This is a genomic window from Arenibacter arenosicollis (assembly GCF_014397245.1).
Lineage (GTDB): Bacteria > Bacteroidota > Bacteroidia > Flavobacteriales > Flavobacteriaceae > Arenibacter > Arenibacter arenosicollis.
The window spans coordinates 59,712-68,401 of sequence record NZ_JACLHY010000027.1; the positions used below are offsets into that span (position 1 = coordinate 59,712).

Annotated in this window: 3 protein-coding genes; 1 reads left to right on the forward strand and 2 read right to left on the reverse strand. The window is 36.7% G+C overall.

Annotated features, from left to right (window positions below):
- Positions 1-20: 20 nt before the first annotated feature.
- Positions 21-3,164 carry a SusC/RagA family TonB-linked outer membrane protein gene (locus H4O18_RS19080; protein ID WP_187587622.1) on the reverse strand — a complete coding sequence of 1,048 codons (3,144 nt, stop codon included), beginning with the start codon at positions 3,162-3,164 and terminating at the stop codon, positions 21-23.
- Positions 3,165-3,583: 419 nt separating this feature from the next.
- On the opposite strand from H4O18_RS19080, the gene H4O18_RS19085 reads away from it, so the two are divergent.
- A complete protein-coding gene (locus tag H4O18_RS19085) occupies positions 3,584-7,537 on the forward strand; it encodes a two-component regulator propeller domain-containing protein (RefSeq protein ID WP_187587624.1) in 3,954 nt (1,317 codons plus the stop codon).
- Positions 7,538-7,601: 64 nt separating this feature from the next.
- On the opposite strand, the gene H4O18_RS19090 is transcribed toward H4O18_RS19085, so the two are convergent.
- On the reverse strand, positions 7,602-7,745 hold the full coding sequence (locus H4O18_RS19090) for a hypothetical protein (protein ID WP_187587626.1): 144 nt from the start codon (positions 7,743-7,745) through the stop codon (positions 7,602-7,604).
- Positions 7,746-8,690 lie beyond the last annotated feature (945 nt).

Consider the following 8,690-nt stretch of genomic DNA (forward strand, 5'->3'; position numbering starts at 1 on the left):
TGCTTATCAATTTTAACTATTTATATAGATAGGTTTACCCCAACATTCACGAATTTATTCTGCGGGTACTGCAATCCATTGGTATCATTAACCTCAGGGTCGATACCAAATTTGGATAAGTTGTCAAAAGAAAACAGGTTATATCCATTTATATAGAACCTTGCCTTTTGAAGTCCTAATTTTTCCAATAGAGGTTTTTGCAAGGAATAACCCAATTCTATAGTTCTAGCCCTTAAATAGGTTATGTTGTGCATCCAGAAAGTTGAAGCCTGACCAAATCTATAATTGCTATGGTAGGCGCTATTGTAACGCAATGCCGGATATTTCCCAGGAATCCAGTTACTATTGGGATTGGAGGGATCTTGTCGGCTCCAGCTATCCAAAAATATTTCGTTTAGAGCACCTTGGTTCTGGAAAGCCCATCTGGTTTCCCACTCTTGTGCCCAAGAATAGCCCGAGCCACCTGAGAAATCCGAAGTAAAATCGAACCCTTTGAATTCCATCCGAATGCTAAGGCCAAAATTTATAGAAGGTTGCTTACCAAAATTGTAGCCTATTGGTTTTTCATCATAACCATTGATTCTTCCATCGCCATTTAGGTCTTCATAAATTAAATCCCCCGGCAGCAAGGTTCTGTTTCCTTGACCATCAATGTCTACCCCATAATTATTAATTTCTTCTTGGGATTGAAATTGACCGATAGTATTTAAGCCCCATCGAATGTCATTATATCTTCCTTCATTTGAAGCCCTGTATTCTTGCCAGGAGTTTTCGAATCTTGGCTTATAGGATTCTATAAATTTTCCTCTAGAATAGGAGCCGTTGGCAGATACGGATAGATTAAAATCCCCAAAACTGTCATTATAGCTAAGAGAACCTTCAAAACCCGATTGCGCATCACTATTTACGTTTTCGTCCGGTAATCCATAACCCAATTCACTAGGAATTAAGATGTCATATTTTCGACCTCTCAAACCAGTTCTTAATCTGTAGAAATAATCGTAAGAACCGTTAATCTTGCCATTAAAAAGGGTAAAGTCCATCCCTATATCTGTAATCTTACTCTTGAACCAAGAAATGTTATCCACAATCTGTCCCTTGTCCCTTGCCCCCACTACTGGTTGACCGTCCAAAATAACAGTTCCAGTGTTATAATTATAACCCGGTAGGTAATCATAGGCTCCAATTCCAATATCATCATCTCCCAAAATACCATATGACCCCCTTAGTTTAAATTCCGATACCCATGCATCATCCCCCGCAATATTTTTGTACCAATCCTCTTCGGTAAGCCTCCAGCCAATGGAACCGGATGGGAAAAATCCTTTTCTCTTTGAAGGGGCAAACTTCCATGAGGCATCTTGTCTTCCTGACAATTCCAAATAGTATTTCTCCTTGAAGTTATAATTGAATTTTCCGATGTAACCAATTCTCGCCTCTTCATTGTCAGCATCTTGAAATGCCACTACATTGGCAAAATAGATTAAAGGCAAAATATTCGTCTCGGGTACAGATCGGACCCATTGGTTTTGATCGCGTTGTTCTTGCCTTTCTACTAGGAAGAGCCCTTCCACATTATGATTTTCTCCAAATGATTTTTTGTATGTTGCCTGACCTTGGTAGACATTTTTAAGAATTTTTCGATTTCTTCTTTCCCTCCAAGGGTTAGAACTACCACCTGTTGCGTTATAAGCATCATTTCCAGCATCATAGGTATAGGCATCGTAAGTATATTCATGTCCATTTAGTACTTGATCGGCTATATAATAGGAATACATTCCCTTTACGGTAAGACCTTCTGCAAAACCTCCAAATTTATACTCACCTGTGAAGTTGGTTTGTAAAACCCTCCAAATATCAGTGGAATAACCTCCTATTTTCTTGTTGTGCAATGCCCAATTTGTCTCATTATGGCCAATATCATTTAAATATTCAGGATTGTCATTGGCATATGGTCGTTCAAAAGGTCGGTTTCGTAAAATTGCAAATCTTGGCAACCAATAATCATCTGCCCCTGGAATTCCAGGGTTATCCCTGGTTTCAATTCTTCCATTAATCTGGACCCCAACCTTTAAACGATCGGTAATATTGGCATCCAAATTACTTTGAATATTATTTCTTTCAAACCTGAATTCAGGGCCCAACACAGCTTCCTGCTTTAACTGTGTACCTGAAATGTAATAGTTGATTTTATCCGATCCCCCGGAGGTACTAACATTTAAACTGTACAAAGGAGCATCTTTTTTAATGATAAAATTCTTCCAGTCAAAGGATTTGTAACCTGCTTCCGTACCCAATCGGTATTTTTCCAATTCGTCCTGGGTAATTTGGGTTTCACCAAATTCATTTAAATCAGCTTCTGCCTTTTTGGACATATACACATAGGAGTCATTTACGGTCTTTGGAAATCTGGACCAGTTTTGTCCACCATAATAGGAATTTATATTTACTACGTTTTTGGTGTTCTTCCTTCCTCTTTTGGTGATTACCACCACTACCCCATTGGCAGCCCTTACACCATAAATCGCTGCAGAGGCATCCTTTAAGACCGAGATACTTTCAATATCACCTGGAGAAATATTATTGAATTGGCCAGCATCCTGTTGTATACCATCTATTACATACAACGGATTTCCCATATTTCGTATTTGAATGGCAGCCGAAGCTCCAGGACGACCATCTGGCATTTTAAAGGTTACCCCGGAAATTTTCCCTGCAAGGCCGGAGCTTACTGTAGATCCAGCATGTACGCTCTCCAAATCTTCGCTTGTGACCGTGGATATAGCGCCAGTAATGGATTTTTTCTCCTGTGTGGAATACCCCGTCACCACAACTTCATCTAAGGCAGCTACGTCATCTGACATCTGCAAATCTATTGTGGTCTGGCCGTTAACCGGTACTTCTGTAGTGCGGAAACCAATATAACTAAACACAAGTACCGCATTAGTTGATGCTTCTATGGAAAAATTCCCATCGAAATCAGTGGAAACCCCATTGTTCGTTCCTTTAACAATTACAGAAACGCCAGGTAAGGGCATAGTGTCCGTTTCCGAACTAACATTACCTGAAATCTTCAGTTTATCTTGCCCATACGATTGGGAAACCATTAAGAAGATGCCTAGTAAACAGATCTGTTGAAATAATTTTTTTAAGATTGTTTTCATGTTGTTTTCATTTTTAATGTAATTAAGTTTTAGTTGGTTGTTAAAATGTTAATACGAAACTGCCTGTTTAGTAATTGAACAGTTATAAATATGAATCCAAGCTGTTTCACTATTGATTATACAATGTGTAGAGTATCAGAAAGAATCAATTGTTTAGTTAATTTTTTACCGATATATTATCTCCAAACCTGTTTAATTGATAATTGGCTTAAAATCCTCTTCGTAAACTGTCAATTTAGCAGCTAAAGCAAATAGAAGAAATTTAAGAAGGCTTTAACTTTAATTTCGTTTCAATAGTTCCCCGAATTGGTTCATAATCCGGCTTTTGCCATATTAGTTGGTCTTATTGAACTAAATTGTAGAATGGTGAAACATTATGTAGAACAAAAAGTTCTATATTTTCCTAAAATTATTATACAGTGAAAAAGAGTATCGTCATATTATTGATTACTACCCTAGTTTCCAGTTCTATATGGGCACAGGAATATTATTTTAAAAATTATGAGGTGGAAGATGGATTGTCCCACAATACAGTCCTGAGCTCTATACAGGATAAAAATGGTTTTATGTGGTTTGGAACCAAAAATGGTCTAAATAGATTTGATGGGTATACCTTTAAATTATTTCAGAACAATCCTGAAGACACAAAAAGCCTACATGGTACTTATATTGAATGTCTACACGAATTTGAGGATGTTTTATGGGTAGGGACTGATAATGGCTTGTACAGCTATAATGAAAAGCAAGAGAACTTTGATTTATTGGAAGGCACAAATACAAAGCAAATCTTGGGTCTTATGAACGACTCTGAAGGCAATTTATGGTTTATTGCAAACAGCACTTTGCACAAGTATAACACCAAAACCAAGGAAACAATTAAATTTCCAACGAATCAATTTTTTAATGCTACAGTTGTTTTAAAAACAAACGATAATGAAATTCTGGCAGCTTCAAGCAATGAGCTTTACAGTTACAATAGTGTAACTAATACCTTTAAGGGTTATGGGCTAAACGTTGAAGCAGATATAAAGTTACCATTTAGAATTAATAGGTTATTCAATTTAAATGATCACGTTATCCTTTTGGGAACCCAAAATCATGGCGTTTTGGCCTACGATATTCAGGAAGGTAAGATTTTGGACATTCTTTCAGACATGAGAGGACCAATTTATGTACGGGATTTTGCTCTTAGAGAAAAAGATGAGCTATGGGTAGCAACAGAATCAGGTATACATTTATATAATTTCAGGGAAAAAAAATACACCAACTTAGTAAAAAACTACAGTAATCCTTACGCCCTTTCGGATAATGCAGTATATGCCCTAACTGTCGATGACGAGGGAAGCGTTTGGGCAGGGACTTATTTTGGAGGTGTAAATTATTACCCCAACCAGTATAACTATTTTAAGAAATACTTCCCCTCTCCCTCAGAAAATTCAATTAGTGGAAATGCCGTACGGGAAATCCATCCGGACAAATCCGGTAACTTATGGATAGGCACTGAAGATGCAGGTTTAAATAAATTCAATTTGGCAACTGGTAAGTTTACCACCTTTACCTCCAAAGACAAAGGTGGTATATTGTCCCATTATAACATTCATGGAGTATTGCCAATAAACGACAATGTTTGGATAGGTACCTTTGACCATGGCCTGGATGTCTTGGACGTTAACCGTAATATTATTGTATCCCATTATAATATGGGCGATAAAAGCAAATTGCGTAATAATTTTATTTTTTCACTCTATAGAACCAAGTCAAACGAAATAATAGCCATAACTACTTCTGCCATACAATCCTATGACCCTGAAATGGATAATTTTGATTTGGTAGGCACTTTTCCCGAACATATTCATTACACCTGTTTTTTTGAAGATCAGAATGGTGTCTTTTGGGCAGGTAGCTATTCTGAAGGATTGTTTTTTTATAATCCGAAAACAGGTGAAAATGGTAATTTTAAATACGATAGCAACAATATTGACGCAATTAGCAACAATCATATTAATGGAATATTTCAGGGTAAGAACAATTGTGTTTGGGTTACTACGGACAACGGGTTGAACCTATTTGATACTAGTAAAAAAAACTTTAAAAAATTTGGGACAAGCGATGGTTTCCCCAGCAATGCCTTTTATTCCATACTTGAAGGTGACGACGACAAGCTTTGGATAACCACTTCCAATGGACTTGTGGAATATGAACCTAAAACAGGAAGTAAAAAGATTTACACAAAAGAAAATGGTCTATTAAGCGATCAGTTTAATTACAATTCCGCCTATAAAAGTCCAAAAGGAGACATGTACTTTGGAAGTGTAAATGGGATGATTAGTTTTAATCCAAAAAACTTCGTTAACAATACTTATGTGCCGCCTATATTAATTACAGGATTACAAATTAATAATCAAGAGGCCATTGTTAGTGGCTACGAATCCCCACTTCAGAAATCCGTAACCTTTCTTGATAATCTGGTTTTAGATTCCAATGAATCTTCATTTAGTCTAGATTTTGCTGCCTTAAGTTATATAGGCCCAGAATCTACAGAATATATGTATCAAATGAAGGGTATAAGTAATGAATGGATTCCTTTAAATAAAGAACATAGGGTTCATTTTACGGAATTGGCAGCTGGAAAATACAGGTTTAACTTAAAATCTATGACCAATAATGGTGTATGGAGCACCAAATCCAAACCATTGAATATAGAGGTGTTGCCGGTTTTTTGGAAAAGTAACATAGCCTATTTAATATACTTCATTATTATGGGGATTTCTGTATTCTTGATTATGAGATTTTATCACTTACGGACAGTTTCTAAAAACAACCAAAAAATAAGGGAGCTCAGCAACAAAAAGGAAAAGGAGGTTTATCAGGCAAAAATCGAATTTTTTACCAATATTTCCCATGAAATAAGGACACCGTTGACACTCATTAAGAGCCCCTTGGATAAATTGATTAAAAATGAGGATCATTCACCGGAGGTAATAGGAAATTTGTCTATAATGAAAAAGAATACCAACAGACTTTTGGATCTGGTAAATCAATTGTTGGATTTCAGAAAGACAGAGATAGAAAGCCTCAGTCTAACCTTTGTTGAGTACAATATAACAGAATTGATAAAAAAGACTTATAGCCGTTTTGTTGAGGCAATAAAAGACAAGGATATTGATTTTCAATTGAATCTGGGAGAGAGTGATGTTATTGCTTTTGTTGATGCTGAAGCCATAAAGAAGATATTGAGCAATCTTTTTGGAAATGCAATTAAATATGCAAATAATCAGGTTATTGTAACCATAGAAGCCAACATTGAATCCTTTAAGTTAAAGGTTCAAAATGATGGCAATCTTATCCCAGATCATCTATCAAAAAAAATCTTCGAACCCTTTTTCAGAGTTACTGGAGTCGAAAACCAAACGGGTACAGGTATTGGGTTAGCTTTGGCACACTCCCTCACCAAACTGCACAATGGAAATTTGGAATTGGAGGTCTGCAATGGGACACTAAACACCTTTGTATTGCAATTGCCAATTCACCAAGAAAAGGAGTTTAAATTATACTCACAAGACCGGTCATTGAACAAGTTGGAACCGGAAGTAAGACTATTGGATATAGAGGAAGACTTAACAAAACCTAATATTGTTATTGCTGAGGATAGTATTGACCTTTTGGATTTTATTGCCAATGATTTAAAGGAGCTTTATAATGTATATAGGGCTACCAATGGACAAGAGGCTCTGAAAATTTTGGAGGTTAGGAACATACAGTTGGTGGTCACAGATGTTATGATGCCCATAATGGATGGTTATGATTTATGTAGAAATATTAAGAGTAGCTTGGAATCCAGCCATATACCCGTTATATTTTTAACTTCCAAACAAGCCTTGAATGCCAAAATAGAAGGATTGGAATCCGGCGCAGACGCCTATTTGGAAAAACCCTTCTCCATGTCCCATCTGAGGGTTCAAATAAAAAATTTGATAGAAAACCGTAAAAATATAATGACCTATTATTCCAGCTCTCCCCTTGCCCATCTTAAAAGTATTGCACTTACAGCCACCGACGAAACCTTTATTAATAAGCTGGACGAGGTAATTTCCAAACATATCTCAGATCCGAATCTAAGTGTAGAAACCTTAAGTGATATTATGTTTATGAGTAGATCTACTTTATATAGAAAAATCAAGGAAATGTCCAACCTTAGCCCGAATGAATTGATCAATATTGCACGATTAAAAAAGGCGGCTGAATTATTGAGAAAGGGAGAATATAGGATATATGAGGTGTCGGAGATGGTAGGTTACAATTCTCAAACCAGTTTTGGTCGTAATTTCCAAAAACAGTTCAACATGACCCCTACCGAATATATGAATTCATAATTTAGTTGGTTTAGCACACTATCCTGGTCATTCAGGACTAATTGGGAGCTGGATATTCTTCATATTACTCTGCGAGGTCTTCCCATTCTTTTTTCATTTCTAGAACTATTTCCGGATTGGAATTCGCAACATTGTTAATTTCCATCCTATCTTTTGCCAAGTCATACAATTCCCAGAGAGCGTTTTTATCCAGTCTTACTAGTTCCAATTTTTCATTCTCAATGCCGCCGCACCAAAATGTTCCCAGAAATAGACTTCCTGAGTTCCTTTCGTGGATTCACCCAAAAATATCGACAACATAGTTTTCCCTACCGTCGGCTTTATAACATCACCTTTGAATTTTTCAGGATAAGTTGTACTTGCAATATCCAATTTGTTTAATGGGTGTTAAGAATAAATTCGAAGTCTAGTTTTTTTTTCTGGTATATTCTAGACCAATATTTATTGCTTATCACGATTCATACGATTCTTATAAAGGTAGGTAAGAAGAAGCATTGTTAAAATCTATTAGGTGCGTAATTCGGTGAGTAACAACATTTTTTAAATGCTTAAATAGTTGATAATGAATTTATTATCGTCATGGTTGCAGTTCCTCTTTCTCCGCAAAAGGAAACCCACAACGAAAGTTGTGGGTTTTTTGTTTTTTGTAGCCTCTGAAGTTTAGTTCAAAGAGGCGAAAGAAAACAAAAAACAACAACAAGCGCCAGCTTGTTATGGTTTCCATGCTTGCCTGGATAACTTTTTGGGATGCACGCAGTGAATCCCTTTGTGGGAGGAAAACAAAAAACAACAACAAGCGCCAGCTTGTTATGGTTTCCATGCTTGCCCGGGATTGCTTTTTGGGATGCACGCAGTGAATCCCTTTGTGGGAGGAAAACAAAAAACAACAAGCGCCAGCTTGTTATGGTTTCCATGCTTGCCCGGGATTGCCTTTTGGGATGCACGCAGTGAATCCCTTTGTGGGAGGAAAACAAAAAACAACAAGCGCCAGCTTGTTGTGTTTTCCATGCTTGGGGCAGTACTTTAGGATCAAGAACAATTGTTGTGTTTATGCAAATATTGTGGTCAATCTATAAAGGAAGAATTCTACGTTTTTGACTCCTCTGAATTGCGCTCTAAAAGCTTTTATTTTTGCATTGAATGATTCCGCCGA